This window comes from Synechococcus sp. N19 (assembly GCF_900474045.1).
Classification (GTDB): domain Bacteria; phylum Cyanobacteriota; class Cyanobacteriia; order PCC-6307; family Cyanobiaceae; genus Parasynechococcus.
In genome coordinates this window covers 68,846-84,227 of the sequence record NZ_UCNR01000002.1, presented here as the reverse complement: position 1 = coordinate 84,227, position 15,382 = coordinate 68,846, and the positions used below count along the sequence as shown (strand labels likewise).

Annotated in this window: 14 protein-coding genes and 1 tRNA gene; 9 read left to right on the top strand and 6 right to left on the bottom strand. The window is 62.6% G+C overall.

Going from position 1 to position 15,382, the window contains the following annotated elements:
• The first annotated feature begins 24 nt into the window (after positions 1–24).
• Genes DXY02_RS00465 through DXY02_RS00450 form a run of 4 tightly spaced genes read left to right on the top strand, consistent with a single transcriptional unit; the run spans position 25 to position 6,169 of the window.
• Complete coding sequence (locus DXY02_RS00465) at positions 25–1,542, top strand: anthranilate synthase component I family protein (RefSeq protein ID WP_114987306.1); 1,518 nt, start codon at positions 25–27, stop codon at positions 1,540–1,542.
• On the top strand, positions 1,539–2,681 hold the full coding sequence (gshA, locus tag DXY02_RS00460; RefSeq protein WP_114987433.1) for a glutamate--cysteine ligase: 1,143 nt from the start codon (positions 1,539–1,541) through the stop codon (positions 2,679–2,681). The genes DXY02_RS00465 and gshA overlap by 4 nt, the downstream gene beginning before the upstream one ends.
• Positions 2,678–5,707, top strand: coding sequence for a phosphoenolpyruvate carboxylase (gene ppc / locus DXY02_RS00455; protein ID WP_371639802.1), 3,030 nt, complete (start codon positions 2,678–2,680; stop codon positions 5,705–5,707). Before gshA ends, ppc begins: the two co-directional genes overlap by 4 nt.
• Before the next feature lie 6 nt (positions 5,708–5,713).
• Complete coding sequence (locus DXY02_RS00450) at positions 5,714–6,169, top strand: N-acetyltransferase (RefSeq protein ID WP_114987304.1); 456 nt, start codon at positions 5,714–5,716, stop codon at positions 6,167–6,169.
• Positions 6,170–6,186: 17 nt separating this feature from the next.
• Here the strand turns inward: DXY02_RS00450 and DXY02_RS00445 are convergent.
• A tRNA-Arg gene (locus DXY02_RS00445) sits at positions 6,187–6,260 on the bottom strand.
• Positions 6,261–6,363: 103 nt separating this feature from the next.
• Between DXY02_RS00445 and recF the strand changes: the two genes are divergently transcribed.
• A complete protein-coding gene (gene recF, locus DXY02_RS00440; protein ID WP_244276092.1) occupies positions 6,364–7,458 on the top strand; it encodes a DNA replication/repair protein RecF in 1,095 nt (364 codons plus the stop codon).
• A gap of 31 nt (positions 7,459–7,489) precedes the next feature.
• Positions 7,490–7,957: an adenosylmethionine decarboxylase gene (gene speD, locus DXY02_RS00435; RefSeq protein WP_114987431.1), complete on the top strand. Its 468-nt coding sequence runs from the start codon at positions 7,490–7,492 to the stop codon at positions 7,955–7,957.
• A gap of 16 nt (positions 7,958–7,973) precedes the next feature.
• On the opposite strand, the gene larE is transcribed toward speD, so the two are convergent.
• On the bottom strand, positions 7,974–8,801 hold the full coding sequence (gene larE / locus DXY02_RS00430; protein WP_114987302.1) for an ATP-dependent sacrificial sulfur transferase LarE: 828 nt from the start codon (positions 8,799–8,801) through the stop codon (positions 7,974–7,976).
• A 53-nt stretch (positions 8,802–8,854) separates the two neighbouring features.
• Here larE and DXY02_RS00425 point away from each other — a divergent pair, with 53 nt between their 5' ends.
• Positions 8,855–10,003 carry a cob(I)yrinic acid a,c-diamide adenosyltransferase gene (locus DXY02_RS00425; protein WP_114987301.1) on the top strand — a complete coding sequence of 383 codons (1,149 nt, stop codon included), beginning with the start codon at positions 8,855–8,857 and terminating at the stop codon, positions 10,001–10,003.
• Between the two features lie 9 nt (positions 10,004–10,012).
• Here DXY02_RS00425 and moeB read toward each other — a convergent pair whose 3' ends face one another.
• Together moeB and DXY02_RS00415 are read right to left on the bottom strand one after the other, a co-directional pair.
• Complete coding sequence (gene moeB, locus DXY02_RS00420) at positions 10,013–11,149, bottom strand: molybdopterin-synthase adenylyltransferase MoeB (RefSeq protein ID WP_114987300.1); 1,137 nt, start codon at positions 11,147–11,149, stop codon at positions 10,013–10,015.
• Entirely contained in the window at positions 11,142–11,660 is a 519-nt protein-coding gene (locus DXY02_RS00415) for a M67 family metallopeptidase (protein WP_114987299.1), read from the bottom strand. Before DXY02_RS00415 ends, moeB begins: the two co-directional genes overlap by 8 nt.
• Between DXY02_RS00415 and DXY02_RS00410 the strand changes: the two genes are divergently transcribed.
• Positions 11,659–12,045 carry a CAAD domain-containing protein gene (locus DXY02_RS00410; protein WP_114987298.1) on the top strand — a complete coding sequence of 129 codons (387 nt, stop codon included), beginning with the start codon at positions 11,659–11,661 and terminating at the stop codon, positions 12,043–12,045. The two genes, DXY02_RS00415 and DXY02_RS00410, sit on opposite strands and share 2 nt — an antisense overlap.
• A gap of 3 nt (positions 12,046–12,048) precedes the next feature.
• Here DXY02_RS00410 and DXY02_RS00405 read toward each other — a convergent pair whose 3' ends face one another.
• Positions 12,049–12,936 (bottom strand): fructosamine kinase family protein, encoded by an 888-nt coding sequence (locus DXY02_RS00405; RefSeq protein WP_114987297.1) that lies wholly within the window; start codon positions 12,934–12,936, stop codon positions 12,049–12,051.
• A gap of 50 nt (positions 12,937–12,986) precedes the next feature.
• Between DXY02_RS00405 and crtD the strand changes: the two genes are divergently transcribed.
• A complete protein-coding gene (crtD, locus tag DXY02_RS00400; RefSeq protein ID WP_114987296.1) occupies positions 12,987–14,489 on the top strand; it encodes a C-3',4' desaturase CrtD in 1,503 nt (500 codons plus the stop codon).
• On the opposite strand, the gene DXY02_RS00395 is transcribed toward crtD, so the two are convergent.
• Positions 14,473–15,354, bottom strand: coding sequence for a prephenate/arogenate dehydrogenase (locus tag DXY02_RS00395; RefSeq protein ID WP_114987295.1), 882 nt, complete (start codon positions 15,352–15,354; stop codon positions 14,473–14,475). The genes crtD and DXY02_RS00395 overlap by 17 nt on opposite strands.
• Positions 15,355–15,382 lie beyond the last annotated feature (28 nt).

Below are 15,382 nucleotides of genomic sequence, written 5' to 3'. Positions count from 1 at the left end.
GGTCCCGGCTGCGATGATCAGGTCATGTTTAGTCCCGATCGCGACGCCTTTCATCAGGCTGTTTGCAGTGGTGCCAACCTGATTCCTCTGGCTCAGAGTTGGCCCGCAGATCTTGAAACACCCCTCACCACCTGGATCAAGGTGGGTGACGGAAGGCCTCCTGGCGTGCTGCTGGAGTCCGTCGAGGGTGGTGAAACCTTGGGGCGTTGGAGTGTGATCGCCTGCGATCCGCTCTGGACGGCGTCTGCGCGCAACGATCGTCTGACGCGCACCTGGCGAGACGGTCGTGAAGAGACCTTCAACGGCAATCCATTCGAATCCCTGCGCGACTGCTTGGCGCCGTACTCCTGCGTCAACCTGCCGGGCCTCCCTCCACTTGGGCAGCTGTATGGCGTTTGGGGTTACGAACTCATCCAGTGGATCGAACCCACCGTCGCCGTTCATCCCCGCGCCGCTGCCGATCCCCCGGATGGGATCTGGATGTTGATGGACGCGATCCTGATCTTTGATCAGGTGAAACGACAAATCACCGCTGTTGCCTTTGGCGACCTCTCCAACGGAGCGGATGAGGAGCAGGCCTGGCATACCGCAATCGGACGGATTGAGGCCCTGCGCCAGCGGATGGACGCACCTCTGCCGGCCGTCAAACCACTCACCTGGGACGCGAGAAGCAAAGAGCTTCCCGCGGTGCGCTCCAACCGCAGCCGCGATGAATTCGAAGCCGCCGTCGACACCGCCAAGGAACACATCGCAGCCGGCGATGTGTTCCAACTGGTGATCAGTCAGCGCCTGGAAACCGAGGTGCCTCAATCGCCCCTGGAGCTGTACCGCAGTTTGCGGATGGTGAATCCTTCCCCATATATGGCGTTCTTCGACTTTGGGGACTGGCAACTGATTGGCTCCAGTCCGGAAGTGATGGTTCAAGCCGAACCCGCTGCTGATGGCATCCACGCCAGCCTTCGCCCCATCGCCGGAACTCGGCCGCGCGGCACCACGCCCCTGGAAGACCGCGAACTGGAAGCTGACCTGCTGGCCGACCCCAAGGAAAGGGCTGAGCACGTGATGCTGGTGGATCTTGGCCGCAATGACCTCGGCAGGGTCTGTCAGCCCGGAAGCGTGGCCGTGCAAGACCTGATGGTGATCGAGCGCTACTCCCACGTGATGCACATCGTCAGCCAAGTCGAAGGACGCCTCGGCCCGACGCACGACGTGTGGGATCTGCTGATGGCGGCGTTCCCCGCCGGCACCGTGAGCGGCGCACCGAAAATCCGGGCGATGCAACTCATCCACGTGCTGGAGCCCGATGCCCGCGGGCCCTATTCGGGGGTGTACGGATCCGTTGATCTGGCTGGGGCCCTCAACACGGCGATCACGATCCGCACCATGGTGGTGCAACCCCGTGATGGCGGGGGATGCCGGGTGAAAGTGCAGGCCGGAGCCGGCGTTGTGGCAGATTCACGGCCGACGGCGGAGTTTGAGGAGACCCTCAACAAAGCCCGGGGAATGCTGACCGCACTGGCTTGCCTGAATCCACCGGGATGACAGCGCACCCCCTTTTGCTGAAAGGCTTCGAGGTTGAACTGTTCACCGGTCGGAGCAACGGAGCCAACGTGGGCGTCGCCCCCGAGGTAGCCAGGGACCTGCCTGGCTTCGTGACGGAACCGGACCGTCGCAACCTCGAATACGTCACCGACCCGATCCGGGATTACGCCGAACTGCCCGAGGCGCTGCTCGCTCCCCGGCGGACGCTGCGGCGGTGGCTGCAGAAGCGGGAGCTGACGCTGCTCCCCGGCAGCGCCATGAGCCTGGGTGACAGCAGCCGATTCGAACGCTCCGACCCTGAAAACGCCTATCACGCGCTGATTGAACAGCTTTATGGCACCAGGGTCGTGACAGCCAGCATCCATATCAACCTTGGGATCACCGATCTCAACTGGTTGTTTGCAGCAGTGCGGCTCGTGCGCTGCGAAGCGGCTCTGCTGCTTGCCCTGAGTGCAAGTTCTCCCTTCCTGGACGGGCAGAGCACCAGCCACCACTCGCAGCGATGGCATCAATTCCCGCTCACCCCCGCTGCAGTTCCTCTCTTTAGGGATCACCAGCACTACATCGAGTGGGTGGAGGAGCAGCTGTCCACGGGTGCCATGCGCAACGAGCGTCACCTGTGGACGTCGGTTCGGCCCAATGGTCCGCGGCGCCCCTACGACCTCAACCGGTTGGAATTAAGGATCTGTGATCTGGTCACCAATCCCGATCAGCTGCTGGCGATCACCTGTCTGCTGGAGCTGCGGCTGCTGGCCCTCAAAAACAACATCGAAAGCCTCGATCCACTCCGCAGCAGTTGGCTGAGCGCCGCTGAACTGGTCCAGCTCGCCGACAGCAACGACGCCGCCGTAGCCCGATCCAGCCTGAATGCTGAACTCAGGCATTGGCAGGACGGCCGTGTCATCAACTGCAAAGACTGGCTGCTGGAGCTGATTGATCAGCTCACTCCCCTGGCCAAATCGCTCCAGCTCAGCGACTGCTTGAAGCCCTTGGATTCCCTGCTTGTTGATGGAAACCAGGCTATGCGCTGGGAAGCGGCCCATGGCCAGGGGCAATCCATCGAAAACCTGCTTCAGGAAGGGATCCAGCGGATGGAGGAGGAGGAACGGATCTCCACCGGGGAAGCCTGTTTGGGATGATCATGTCGAGTTCGTCGCAGCGTGGAGACTTCATGCCCGAGTCCACCACCCCTGTCTCCGAGCAAGAGACTGCACGCTTGAGCGGTGGCGGATCCGGCGCAGGACAGCTTCTTCAGCACCGGCTGGACCTGATTGAGGACCTCTGGAAGTCGGTGCTGCGCAGCGAGTGCCCACCGGAGCAGAGCGAACGCCTACTGAGGCTCAAACAACTCAGCGACCCCGTCTCGATGGGAGGGCGAGATGGCGACAGCACGAGCGAGGCGATCGTCGAGCTGATCAAGGCCATGGACCTTTCGGAGGCCATCTCGGCCGCCCGTGCCTTTTCGCTGTATTTCCAGCTCATCAACATCCTTGAGCAACGGATCGAGGAAGACAGCTATCTCGACAGCCTGAGACCCAATGCCAGTGCTGACGCGGCGCAACGAGACGCCTTTGATCCCTTCGCCCCGCCCCTCGCCAACCAGACCGATCCAGCCACCTTTGGAGAGGTGTTCGAGCGGCTGCGGCGGATGAACGTTCCCCCCGCGCAGGTGGAACAACTGCTGCGGGAACTGGACATCCGGCTGGTCTTCACCGCGCACCCGACGGAGATCGTGCGGCACACGGTGCGGCACAAACAGAGGCGGGTGGCCAACCTGCTCCAGCAACTTCAATCCGACGCCCCTCTGGCGCATCAGCTGCGGGAGGACTGCCGCGACCAACTGGAGGAGGAAATCCGCCTGTGGTGGCGCACCGATGAACTCCACCAGTTCAAACCCACCGTCATCGACGAGGTGGATTCAACCCTGCACTACTTCCAGCAGGTGTTGTTTGACGCGATGCCGCAATTGCGCCGAAGGCTGATTTCCGCCCTGCATCGCCACTACCCCGATGTCCAGGTCCCCCAGGCGTCGTTCTGCACCTTCGGCTCCTGGGTGGGTTCCGATCGGGACGGAAATCCTTCGGTCACACCCGAGATCACCTGGCGAACCGCCTGTTACCAGCGACAGCTGATGCTGGAGCTCTACATCAGTTCTGTGCAGTCGCTCCGGCAGCAGCTGAGCATCTCCATGCAGTGGAGTCAGGTGGCTCCATCACTGCTGGAGTCGCTCGAGATGGATCGGCTCCGGTTCCCTGAGATCTACGAGCGCAGAGCAGCGCGATACCGACTGGAGCCCTACCGCCTGAAGCTCTGCTATGTGCTCGAAAAACTGGAGCGCACCCTCGCCCGCAACAACCAACTGTCGGAAGCGGGCTGGCAGATGCCCTGTGAGGCGCTGGCCGATCCCAAGGATGGGCTCGGTAACGCTGAGGTTCTCCACTACACCTCGGTGGACCAGTTCCGCAGTGATCTGGAGTTGGTGCGCAACAGCCTCGTGAGCACCGAACTGAGCTGCGAACAGCTCGACACCCTGCTGCACCAGGTGCACATCTTCGGGTTCTCACTGGCCAGCCTGGACATCCGTCAGGAGAGCACCCGCCACAGCGATGCCATCGACGAGCTCACCCGCAGCCTTGAACTGCCCCAGGCCTATGGGGACATGGATGAGACGGAGCGGATGGCATGGCTCCTGCAGGAACTGCAGACCCGTCGCCCCCTGATCCCGCCTGCCGCCAGCTGGTCGGCAGCGACAGCCGAGACGCTGGCGGTGTTCCGAATGCTGCAGCGCCTCCAGGAGGAGTTCGGTCCGCGGATCTGCAACTCCTACGTGATCTCCATGAGCCACACGGCCTCGGATCTCTTGGAGGTCCTGCTGCTGGCCAAGGAGGCGGGCCTTGTAGACCCGCCCAACAAACGGGCCTCCCTGTTGGTGGTGCCGCTGTTCGAAACCGTGGAGGATCTCCAACGGGCCCCCGAAGTGATGGAGGGGCTGTTCAAAACGCCGCTGTACCGCGAACTCCTCCCCGTTGTGGGGCAGCAGAAGCAGCCGCTGCAGGAGCTGATGCTGGGCTATTCCGACAGCAACAAGGATTCCGGCTTCCTCTCCAGCAACTGGGAAATTCATCAGGCTCAGATCGCCCTTCAGGAACTCGCCAGCCGCCAGGACGTGGCGCTTCGCCTCTTCCACGGCCGCGGTGGATCCGTCAGTCGTGGGGGTGGGCCGGCCTATCAGGCGATCCTGGCTCAACCCAGCGGCACACTGCAGGGCCGGATCAAAATCACCGAACAGGGCGAAGTGCTGGCCTCGAAGTACAGCCTGCCCGAGTTGGCGCTCTACAACCTGGAGACCGTCACCACGGCCGTGGTGCAGAACAGCCTGGTGACCAACCAGCTTGATGCGACACCGAGCTGGAACCAGCTGATGAGTCGCCTAGCCACCCGCTCACGGGACCATTACCGGGCTCTGGTTCACGACAATCCCGATCTGGTGGCGTTTTTCCAGCAGGTCACACCGATCGAGGAAATCAGCAAGCTGCAGATCTCCAGTCGACCAGCCCGACGCAAAACCGGTGCCAAGGACCTCTCCAGCCTGCGGGCCATTCCCTGGGTCTTCGGCTGGACCCAGAGTCGTTTCCTACTGCCGAGCTGGTTTGGCTTCGGCACGGCGCTGTCGGAAGAAGTGGGCTGCGACTCCGAACAGCTCGACCTGCTGCGGCGCCTCCATCAACGTTGGCCGTTCTTCCGGATGCTCATTTCCAAAGTGGAAATGACCCTCTCCAAGGTGGATCTCGACCTGGCCCATCACTACATGAACAGCCTGGGGCACCCGGAACAGCGGGAAGCCTTTGAAGCGATTTTCGAGGTGATCGCCAAGGAATACGAACTCACCCGAAAACTGGTTCTTGAAATCACGGGCCAAAACAGACTGCTGGGCGCTGATCAAGGGCTGCAGCTGTCGGTTGATCTGCGGAACCGCACCATCGTTCCCCTGGGCTTCCTGCAGGTTGCGCTGCTGAAGCGGCTGCGGGATCAGAACCGGCAACCGCCCATGAGTGAGACGCCAGGCGCCCCCGAAGACACCCGCACCTACAGCCGCAGTGAACTGCTGCGGGGAGCCTTGCTCACCCTCAACGGCATTGCAGCCGGCATGCGCAACACCGGCTAATCCACAGTGCTGTCGTTCCTTCAACAACCCTCGATTCCACCCTTGCCCGAGGGAACGCGACTCGAAACATCAACCCCTCCCACCTCCCACCAGCTCAACACGTTGCTGATGTCCTGCGGGGAATCAACCCACCCTGAGGAACGCTGGGAGCTCGCCCTTCAGCGCAGCCTGTGGCAGATCAGCATCCTGGAAGAATCAACAGGGGAACTGATCGGATTTGTGCGGGCCACCAGTGATCTGGCCCTCAACGCCAATCTTTGGAACCTCGCCGCCAAACCAGGGCCGAACCAAGGGGCCCTTTTCGCCGTTCTGGTGCACCGTGCCCTGCAGATTCTGCGCCGGGATCTGCCGGGCTGCAGCCTTTCAATCTCGGCCCCTGCGGATGCACTGGAAGCTCTCAAACAGCAGGGTTTCCTGATTGATCCCAATGGCATTCGCGCCATGGGCCTCAGCCTGAGCTGAGACATTGAGTTCAAACACGAGCATGGAGGGACTCGAACCCCCGACCCTCAGAACCGGAATCTGATGCTCTATCCAACTGAGCTACATGCCCACCGATCGGCGTTAAGCCGCAGTGATATCGAGCGGCAACCGTCCCGATACAGGTACCTTACTCACTGGTCGCCCCAGCACCCATCCGGCTCCACAGGCTCCAACTGCAGGGCTTCCGGAACCACACCGTTCTGCAGCTGGAACTGACGCAGCCACGCCTTTTGGTGATCGGGCCCAATGGCATCGGCAAGTCCAACCTGCTCGAAGCGGTTGAGCTGCTGGGCAGCCTGCGCTCCCATCGCTGCAGCAATGATCGCGATCTGATCCAGTGGGACGCTCCACAGGCCCTGATCCGGGCCGACGTGGGGGATGGGGATCGTCTGGAGCTGGAACTGCGCCGCCAAGGTGGCCGTCAGGCCAAACGGAACGGCAAGCTGCTGGATCGGCAGCTGGACCTGATTGGTCCGCTGCGCTGCATCGGCTTCAGCGCTCTGGATCTTGATCTGGTGCGGGGCGAACCCGCCCTACGACGCCAGTGGCTGGACCGCGTCGTGCTGCAGCTCGAACCGGTGTATGCCGATCTGATGGCACGGCTGAACCGGTTGCTGCGGCAGCGCAGCCAGCTCTGGCGCCAGCGGCAGGTCTCCAGTGGCGAACGCCATGCACTGCTTGATGCCTTTGACGTTCAGATGGCGCTGGTGAGCACCCGAATTCACCGGCGACGGCAACGGGCCCTGCATCGGCTGGAACCGATCGCCCAACGCTGGCAGGCCCACCTCAGCGGGGGCACAGAAGCACTGGAACTGCACTACAAGCCCGGCAGCAAGCTTGGCGGGGAGGATGCCGAAGAACCCTGGCGACTCGCCATCGAGGAGCAACTGCGCCAGCAGCGGGGAGAGGAGGAACGGCTCGGCAGCTGCCGCGTGGGCCCGCACCGCGATGAGATCGCCCTGCTGCTGGGGGGCAGCCCGGCACGACGGTTTGGCTCCGCAGGCCAGCAGAGGTCGCTGGTGCTGGGCCTGAAGCTCGCCGAACTGGAGCTGGTGACCCAGCTGTGTGGGGAGCCACCCCTGCTACTTCTTGATGATGTACTGGCCGAACTTGATCCAACCCGCCAGCAGCTTCTGCTTGAGGCCGTGGGCGAATCGCATCAATGCCTGGTAAGCGCCACCCACCTCGAGGGCTTTGGCGGCGGATGGCAGCAGCAGGCCCAAATTCTCGGCGCAAGAGAGCTGAGACCCGACCTGAAGATCGGATAAGGTGGCGGACCTGTTTTTCTCTCATCGCCTGATGGAGCAGACCCTCTCTGAACTGCATCCCAACCCGGGATGGGGGGCACCTGAGATTCATGCCACCGACATGGTCGGCAAACACTGCATTCTCGAGCTCTACGACTGCGATCCGAGCCGGCTCGACGACGAAGCATTCATCCGCACAACGATCACCTCAGCAGCCAAAGGCGCTGGTGCGACGCTGCTGAACCTGATCACCCATCAATTTCAACCCCAGGGCGTCACGGGCCTGGCCCTGCTGGCGGAATCCCACATTTCGATCCACACCTGGCCGGAATCCGGCTACGCCGCGGTTGATGTGTTCACCTGTGGTGACCACACCATGCCGGAACAGGCCTGCGCGATTCTCTGCAGTGAGCTTCAAGCGAAACGCCATGCGCTGAAAAGCTTTCTGCGTGAAACACCTGCGGCCATTGCCACTGGGGTGAGAGAGCCTGTGGAAATGCCGAGCCAGCTCCCCAGCTGATCCGGCCCAGGCGAAATCAGCGGCGGTTCAGCTTGCCGCTGACCAGACCTTCAAGATCCAGATTGACGGAGGTGAAGCCAAGGGAGCGAAAAGCCTCCACCAGAGGCTCGCTCTCCGCCAGCGCGAGCACAGCGCGGATCTGTTCGCTGGGCACCTCAATCCGTGCGGCGAGACCATGGGATCGCACACGGACGGAGCCGAATCCCCTGGCCATCAACCAGGCTTCCGCCTGACCCACCCGCTTCAACCGCTCGGCGCTGATGCTTTCGCCATAGGGGAAGCGGGAGGCCAGGCAGGGCTGCGCCGGTTTGTCCCACCAGGGAAAACCAAGGGCCCTCGACAGCGAACGAATCGTGGATTTGTCGATCGACAATTCCGCCAGGGGGGAGCGAACTCCCGCCTGGCGGGCCGCGTCAATGCCAGGCCGGTAATCACCTAGGTCATCAAGGTTGACTCCATCAATCACCAACGCGTCTCCAGCCGCTGCGGCAATGGGCTGAAGGTGCTGGTGCAGTTCACGCTTGCAGGCAAAGCAGCGATCCACAGGGTTGCTGCTGTAGTCCGGGTCGTTCAACTCGGCCGTCGCACACTCCCGATGCGGGATGCCGATCCAGGAGGCTTGATCACGGGCTTCCCGCAACAGATGCGGTGCCAGGGCCGGGGAGACACCTGTTACCGCCAGAGCGGCATCGCCATGGGCTTCGTAGGCCATCGCCGCCACCAGGGTGCTGTCGACTCCACCGGAATAGGCCACACAAAGGGCAGATTGGTCTGCCATCCACTGCCGCAGGTTCGCCAGCAGCTGCTGCTCTCGATCCGCCAAAGGCTCCTGCAACCGAAACATCAGCGGGGAAAACCAGTTGAGCTAGGTAGGCTCCAACGGTAAGAGCTGTCCCCATGCCTCGAAGCATTGGCATCGTCACCGCAGCGGACAGCCGCGAGCGCAGCCATGGACAGCTGCACATCTATGACGGCGAGGGCAAGGGCAAAAGCCAGGCAGCCCTTGGGGTTGTGTTGCGCACCATTGGGCTCGGCATCTGCGAACAACGCCAGACCCGGGTGCTGCTGTTGCGCTTTCTCAAAGGCCCAGGCCGGGCCTACGACGAGGATGCGGCCATCGAAGCTCTGCAACAGGGCTTCCCCCATCTGATCGACCACCTGCGCACCGGACGGGCCGATCACTTCACCGCTGATGAAGCCACCCGGTTCGACCGCGACGAAGCCCAGCGGGGCTGGGTGATCGCCAAGGGCGCGATCGCCAGCGCCCTCTACTCGGTGGTGGTTCTGGACGAGCTGAATCCTGTGCTCGATCTCGGCCTGCTGGACCTGGAGGACGTGGTGCGCACCCTCAGCAACCGGCCGGAGGGGATGGAGATCATCGTCACCGGTCGGGCTGCACCGGCCCCCTTGGTGCGTGAGGCCGACCTCCACTCCGAGATGCGGGCCCATCGCCGTCCGGGCATGAACGACACCCGGGTGGTGCCTCTCAATGTGAGCAGCGGCGTCGAGATCTACACCGGTGAAGGCAAAGGCAAATCAACCAGTGCGCTGGGCAAAGCGCTGCAGGCCATCGGGAGGGGCATCAGCCAGGACAAGAGCCATCGGGTCTTGATCCTGCAGTGGCTCAAAGGCGGCAGCGGTTACACCGAAGATGCAGCCATCGCTGCCCTTCGCGAGAGCTATCCCCATCTGGTGGACCACCTCCGCTCCGGCCGCGATGCCATCGTCTGGCGGGGCCAGCAGGAACCGATCGATTACGTGGAGGCTGAGAGGGCCTGGGAGATCGCTCGAGCCGCCATCTCCAGCGGCCTCTACAAGACTGTGATCCTCGATGAGTTAAACCCCACGGTCGATTTGGAGCTGCTCCCCGTTGAGCCGATCCTGCAGACCCTGCTGCGCAAACCGGCGGAAACCGAGGTGATCATCACGGGGCGCTGCAAAAACCCGCCCGCCTACTTCGATCTGGCCAGCATCCATTCCGAAATGGTGTGCCACAAGCACTACGCCGAACAGGGCGTGGACCTGAAGCGTGGGGTGGATTACTAATTCTGGGGTTCAGTAGCGAGGGATTACAGGATCCACCTGCTGAGACCAGGCATCAATTCCACCGGTCACATTCGTTGCCGCGATGCCCTGCTTAGCCAACAGCTCAACGGCCCTGGCAGAGCGCCCCCCGAGCTTGCAGTGCACCAAAAGGCGCCGTCCCTCTGCCAATGCACGAATGCGATCGATCGCCTCACCACTCTCCAGCGAAGCCAACGGCACCAAGTGGCTTCCTTCAATCGAAGCCACCTCTGCTTCAGCAGGATTGCGCACATCAACCAGCGCAATCTCGTCTGGAGCGGAGTCGAGCAGGGCCTTCAGCTCCATGACAGTGATGGCTTCCATCTCCGATGACGCCGGACGGCACAACTGGCGGTAGTCAATCAGGCTCTCGACTTTCGGTCGGTCGGGATCAACGCGGAGGGTAAGTTCGCGAAATCGCATCGCCAGGGCGTCGACCACCAACAGCCGACCGTCCAGGCACTCACCAATGCCGGTGATCAGTTTGATCGCCTCGGTGGCCTGAAGCAGACCGATCAACCCCGGCATCACACCCATCACCCCAGCCTCCGAGCAAGACGGAACAGCGTCCGGGGGAGGGGGTTCCGGCAGCAGATCGCGGTAATTGGGGCTCGTCGGCGTGAGGTTGAACACGCTGACCTGACCGTCAAAGCGCTGCACGGAGCCGTAGACGAGGGGCTTGCCGAGCAACACACAGGCGTCGTTGATCAGATACCGGCTGGGGAAGTTGTCGGTGCCGTCACAGACCAGGTCATAGGCACCGATGAGATCCAAAGCATTGCCCACATCCAGCATATGTTCATGCACCTCCACCTTGCAGTGGGGATTGAGGTCGTGGATCCGCGCTGCGGCTGAGCGGGCCTTGGAGCCGCCAACCCCGCTGGAGCTGTGGATCACCTGCCGCTGGAGATTGGACAGCTCCACCACATCTCCATCCACGATTCCAATACGACCAACCCCTGCCGCGGCCAAATACAGCAACAGGGGGGATCCCAGCCCACCGCTGCCAACACAAAGCACAGAAGCAGACTTCAACCGGAGCTGACCGGCAGCACCAACCTCGGGAAGGATCAGATGGCGGGCGTAGCGCCCCCGCTCATCGGCACTCAGCATCGCGTGGTCATGCATGGTTTTGAGTGTCCCAGAGCTGAATCGGGATTTCATCCACACTGCGGTCCCCATGCAGCCACCAGGCCCGCAGGCCAAGCGAGGCAGAGAGGATCAACATCAGACTCTCCGTTTGTCCCAAGCGCCGATCCTGGGGCGAGGGAACGGGCGCGGACGCCGGATGGGAATGGGCCACGCCAAGACAACGTTGATGGCGATCCCGCGCCCATCGCTGGGCTGCCAACTGCTCCCTCGGATCCACCAGAAACCTGCTGCGACGGTCGTGGACAGGCTGCTGACCGGATGCACCCCGTCCCCAGACATTGCAACAGGGCCAGGTCGTGGTCAGCCTCAAACAGCCTGAATTCGTCCGTTGTCCCAGCAGCAAGGCGCAGCCTTCTTCGGGGTGGGGCGCCAACAAAATCCGGGCCAGATCCGTGTGGCATCGGTGATCAATTTGCAGCACGGATGGCGTAGACCCCGTCGCACCGATACGCTCAGCTGAAATTGTGAAGGATTTAGTCGTTCTCATGAGTGACGCCACCACTGAAGTTAAGGATGCCGCCACAACCGTGACGACACCGCTCGAAACCCCTGAACAGGAGGACACCACCTCCTTCGCTGAGCGCTACAGCGACGTACTGGGCAAGGTGAACGACACGCTCGATCAGGTCGACTGGAGCCAGATGGGACGCATCGGCAAGATCGTCGGCATCTTTGCTGCCGTGATCATTGCCCAGATCCTGATCAAGGGAATCCTCGACACGATCAACCTGTTGCCGATCGTTCCGGGCCTGCTGGAACTGCTCGGCGTGGTTGTGGTGGGCCAATGGAGCTGGAAGAACCTCACCACCAGCGACAAGCGCAATGCACTGGTTCAGCGTGTTCAAACCCTCCGGAAGGAGTATCTGGGCTGAGCCTCAAAGCCTCCGAGCCAGATCTTTGAGACTGGCTCGGCATTGGCTCAGATAACTCCCCCCAAACAAATTGGCGTGGTTGAGCAGGTGGTACAGGTTGTAGATCTCCACCCGACCGTCAGCGCCTGAAGCCTCGGGAATCACCTCCCGATAACCCGAGCGGAAGGCTTCACCGAAGCCGCCGAACAGCAGGGTCATGGCCAGATCAACTTCCCGATCAGCCCACCAGCTGGCGGGATCAAAAATGCTCCCCCGTCCATCGCTGAGGCTGGCAGCATTCCCACCCCAGAGATCGCCGTGCACCAACGCAGGACACGGTTGATGCTCGTTCAAGTGCTCGGCGAGGCGCAGCAACAACGGATTGAGGTCCATCGAATCCTGCTGCAACCCATCAAGGATGTCGAGCTGCGGGCGCAGCCTGAGCTCCACGAAGGCCGATCCCCAGTCATCACGCCACCCACCGGGTTGAGACCCAGCGCCGATGAAGCCATCCCGGTGCCAGCCGAAACGAGCTGGGCTGGAGGCCATCGACGACTGGTGCAGCAAGGCCAAACCCCGGCCAAGGGCTGTTTGGTCGCTGCCACCAAAATCCAGCCAAGGCAACAGCAGCACCGCACCGTGGGGCAGTGCTGCCAGAGCGATGGGCTGCGGCACAACCAGGAACGAGGCATCAGATTGGGCATGCAGGGCCTCGAGGGCCTCCGCCTCCACCTCAAACAGGGGTAGGGCGCTGGCGCCACCAGTTTTGGCAAACAACACCTGGCCATCACGGAGGCGAAGTTTCCAGGCCTGATGAATGCAGCCCCCACCAACGGGGGAGACGTCTGTGATCACAGCCCCCGCCAATGGCCCATCCTTCGCGGTGAGATCCCGGCGCAGTTCGCTGTTCATCCTCAGCAGGCCCCCTGTCTTGCCAGCATGGCCCGATTCTTCAGGGCATCGTGAGCGATTCCAGCGTGATCGTGGTGGGCGGTGGGATCGCTGGCTTAACCGCAGCAGCACTCCTGGCCCGCGATGGCGTCAAGGTCACGCTGCTGGAAGCGCATCAACAACCGGGGGGATGTGCGGGAACATTCCGGCGTGGTCCATGGGTGTTCGATGTTGGGGCGACCCAGGTGGCTGGATTGGAGCCCGGAGGCAGTCATGCGCGACTGCTGAAGCATCTGGACATGCCTCTGCCCAGCGCAGAGCTTCTGGACCCAGGTTGTGTGGTCGACCTGGGCGATGGTTCCCCTCCCATTTCGCTCTGGCATGACCCGGACGCCTGGGCCGCCGAGCGTGAACGTCAATTCCCAGGCAGCCAGCGCTTCTGGAGCCTTTGCCATCAGTTGCATTCCAGCAACTGGCAGTTCGCCAGCCAGGACCCTGTGGTGACGCCGCGCTCCCTCTGGGATCTCGGCACATTGCTGCGGGCCCTTCGGCCCGCAACGCTGGCATCGGGACTGTTCACAGGTCTGACCATCGCTGATCTGTTGCAGCTGTGCGGGTGCGGTGACGATCAACGGCTGCGGCGCTTTCTCGACCTCCAGCTGAAGCTGTACTCCCAAGAACCAGCCGATCGCACAGCGGCGCTGTACGGCGCAACCGTCCTGCATATGGCCCAAGCACCGCTCGGGCTCTGGCATCTGAAGGGATCGATGCAGGTGTTGAGCAATCAGCTGGTGGCAGCCATTGAGCGCGACGGCGGAACGGTGCTGATGAAGCATCGGGTCACCAAGCTGCAGCCCAGCTCATCCGGTTGGCAAGTGACGATCAGCACCGGCAAGGGCACGGAACACCAACGCAACAGCCGCGATGTGGTCTGCAGCCTGCCGCCCCAGTGCCTGCAGGAGCTGATCGAACCGGATCAACTGCCCCAGGGGTACCGCAAGCGACTGGACAACCTGCATGAACCGAGTGGTGCGCTGGTGCTTTACGGAGCGGTGCGGCGTAATGCACTGCCAGATTCCTGCCCAGGCCATCTCCAGCGGGGCTGCGCATCCCCAGGGCCTCTGTTCGTCTCCATCAGCCGCGAGGGCGATGGGCGTGCACCCCAGGGGCAGGCCACCTTGATTGCCAGCGTGTTCACCCCAACAGGTGACTGGTGCCGCTTGCCGGAGCCGGAGTACCAGCAGCGCAAAACAGAGATGCTGAACTTGATCCAAGCCGAATTGAACCGCTGGCTCTCGCTCGAAGACGACGCCTGGTTGCACGCTGAACTGGCAACACCACGGGGCTTCGCCGGCTGGACGGGCCGTCCCAACGGCATGGTCGGGGGCCTTGGACAGCATCCAAGCCGGTTCGGCCCCTTCGGCCTGGCAGGACGAACGCCCATGCCGGGGCTTTGGCTCTGCGGCGACAGCCTCCATCCGGGCGAGGGCACAGCGGGGGTGAGCCTGTCAGCCCTCAATGCCTGCCGGCAGCTCAGGGCCGAACGGGGTCAACCGCTCAGTTTTCGGAGCTGACCTCCCAAGGCGCCTTCAAAAAATCCGGGCGCAGGGTCTGCGTTCGGCGCAGTTCCAACGCGAGCTGAGACCAGTTTTGCTGGAGCACGGCATCTTCGAGCTGCTCAAGGCTCCAGCGGTAGGCCGCCAAGCCACGCAACACCGCATCCCGATTGGTGGAAGCCATCGCCACCCCCAGCTCGGGATTCCCGCCACCCACACGACTGGTGTCGGCAAAGCCACTGGACGCCAGCACCATGGCCAACTGACGGATCTCCGGATCCCGTTCATCGCCGACTGCCCGCAGCAGTGCAGCACTCACCAGCACCGGCATGTGGGAAATCAGAGCCACAGCCTGGTCATGCTGTGACGCGGTGGCCGTCAGCCAATGACCACCCACGCTGACGGCCAGATCACGAACCTGAGCCAGGGCAGCGGGGTCTGTCGACGCATTGGGAGTCGCGATCCAAGGGCGGCCGCGGAACAGATCCAGCACACCGGCCTCAACGCCCGCCTGAGCTGTGCCTGCCATGGGGTGACTGGCCACAAAGCGGGGATGTCGCAGGCGCCAAGCCTCCAACACAGGTTGTTTGACCGAACCAACATCGGTAATCACCGCTGCTTCAGGCAGGGCCGCAATGAGCTCATCCGGTGGGTTCAGCAGCAAGGGAATGGGCAACGCCAGGATCACAAGGTCGCAACCCGAGAGGCAGCTGGGATCGGTCGACACCGCGCCCACCAGCCCTCGGGCCATGGCGCGATCCGCCGTGGCCTGACGATGCACAAGGCCCTGCACCGTCCAGCCCCGCGCCTGCAGATCCAGACCAAGGGATCCCCCGATCAAACCAAGGCCAACGATCCCCACACGTCCCGGTTGCACCGCCATCTCTCCCGCAGGGTCGTGAAGCCATGTT

Coding starts and splice junctions, on each gene's coding strand:
- larE (WP_114987302.1), bottom strand. CDS start 8,801: ATGTTTCGGTTGCAGGAGCCTTTGGCGGATCGAGAGCAGCAGCTGCTG.
- DXY02_RS00405 (WP_114987297.1), bottom strand. CDS start 12,936: ATGAACAGCGAACTGCGCCGGGATCTCACCGCGAAGGATGGGCCATTG.
- ppc (WP_371639802.1), top strand. CDS start 2,678: ATGATCATGTCGAGTTCGTCGCAGCGTGGAGACTTCATGCCCGAGTCC.
- speD (WP_114987431.1), top strand. CDS start 7,490: ATGGAGCAGACCCTCTCTGAACTGCATCCCAACCCGGGATGGGGGGCA.
- DXY02_RS00395 (WP_114987295.1), bottom strand. CDS start 15,354: ATGGCGGTGCAACCGGGACGTGTGGGGATCGTTGGCCTTGGTTTGATC.
- DXY02_RS00425 (WP_114987301.1), top strand. CDS start 8,855: ATGCCTCGAAGCATTGGCATCGTCACCGCAGCGGACAGCCGCGAGCGC.
- DXY02_RS00410 (WP_114987298.1), top strand. CDS start 11,659: ATGAGTGACGCCACCACTGAAGTTAAGGATGCCGCCACAACCGTGACG.
- moeB (WP_114987300.1), bottom strand. CDS start 11,149: ATGCATGACCACGCGATGCTGAGTGCCGATGAGCGGGGGCGCTACGCC.
- DXY02_RS00415 (WP_114987299.1), bottom strand. CDS start 11,660: ATGAGAACGACTAAATCCTTCACAATTTCAGCTGAGCGTATCGGTGCG.
- gshA (WP_114987433.1), top strand. CDS start 1,539: ATGACAGCGCACCCCCTTTTGCTGAAAGGCTTCGAGGTTGAACTGTTC.
- DXY02_RS00465 (WP_114987306.1), top strand. CDS start 25: ATGTTTAGTCCCGATCGCGACGCCTTTCATCAGGCTGTTTGCAGTGGT.